The 1,448-nt window shown below is 38.4% G+C and carries 1 protein-coding gene; it reads right to left on the bottom strand.

Annotated features, from left to right (window positions below; genetic code table 11):
* Positions 1-33 precede the first annotated feature (33 nt).
* Positions 34-1,391 (bottom strand): IS3 family transposase gene (locus tag ACIFOD_RS03125; protein WP_430313426.1). Its coding sequence is split into 2 segments (ribosomal slippage): positions 34-920 and positions 920-1,391, totalling 1,359 coding nucleotides; the frame shifts between segments, so codons are not numbered across the junction.
* Positions 1,392-1,448: the final 57 nt, after the last annotated feature.

Raw genomic sequence — 1,448 nt, forward strand, 5'->3', positions numbered from 1 at the left:
TGCACTGGCCCCATAATGTTGGACACTTAAATTCTAAGCAGCTAATTCAGCACTTACTCGATAAGCTACCGGACTTTTTCGTTTTAACCTTGATTTGATTCTCAGATGATTGTAGTAATACATGTATTTTTTTAATTCGTTTTTAAAGTGCTCAATACTATCAAATTCTTGTAAGTAAAGGAATTCAGACTTCATTATCCCAAAAAAGTTCTCCATGACGGAGTTGTCATAACAGTTTCCTTTACGAGACATACTTTGGGTAATGTTATGTTTTCTCAGTGTCCTTCGGTACTGGGCCATTTGATAATGCCATCCTTGATCTGAATGGATTAAGAGCTCATCGCCTTCATTTACATGTTTTAATCCTTGTTCTAACATCGTCTCCACCAAGTCAAATGTCGGCCTGGATTGGAGCGTATAGGTAATGATCTCTCCGTTAAATAGGTCTAGAATGGGGGAGAGATAGAGTTTTTGACCGAACAGTTTAAACTCCGTAATGTCCGTCACCCATTTTTGATTGGGTTTATCTGCTCTAAAATGGCGATTTAGGATGTTGGGAGCTACTTTACCAACTTTCCCTTTGTAGGATTTATATTTTTTCATTCGTACAATGCATTTAAGGCCCAATTCTCTCATGATCCGAAGGACTTTCTTTTTGTTCACATCGTGTCCTTTTGCTTGAAGAACGTCCGTAATGCGACGGTACCCAAGGCGCCCTAAGTGTTTATGATAGATGAAATTAATTCTTCTTTTCCATTTACGATCAGGATCTGGTTGGTCTAATTTTTTGATGATGTGGTAGTAAGTGCTTTTAGACAGCTTAGCTACTTTTATCATCCGATTCACCTGGAATTCGTTCCTTAGTTCGAATACTACTTTCGCTTTGATTTCGTTGGTGATGGTTCTTCCTGAACTAAGGCGTTTAGCTTTTTTAAATACGCATTCTCCATACGAAGGTATTCAAGTTCTTTTTTCATATCTTCCATCGTTTGGTTAGAAGAGTTATCTTTGATTTTCTTATTCTTATGATTAGATGTCATTGTAGAAGGCCTCATTTCTAGTGAACCGAAGGCATCTTCTCCAGCTCTTTCCCACTTTTTCACCCACCTACGAACCATACAGGGATCGGGGATATGAAAAATGGCTGATGCCTCTCGAATAGAATAATTCTTTTCCGTAATAAATTGAATTACCCTCAGTTTAAAGGCAGAAGGATAGTTTGTATAGGGAAAGACAAATGCTTGGTCACCATGATGACGAACTAACATCACCCAGTAACGCAGAACAGATTGATCTACGCCTACTTGATTCGCAAGATCTCGATAACTAACTAGTTCATTTAGATAACGTTTAGCAACTTGAAGTTTATATTCTCGGGGAAACTTGGCCATATGTGTATGCACCCTCCTATTGTTGGTTTTGTTGTCCAACAATAGGGGTGCAGTTCA

Origin of the sequence: Rossellomorea sp. NRS-1567, from assembly GCF_050467885.1 — a bacterium.
GTDB lineage: Bacteria > Bacillota > Bacilli > Bacillales > Bacillaceae_B > Rossellomorea > Rossellomorea aquimaris_C.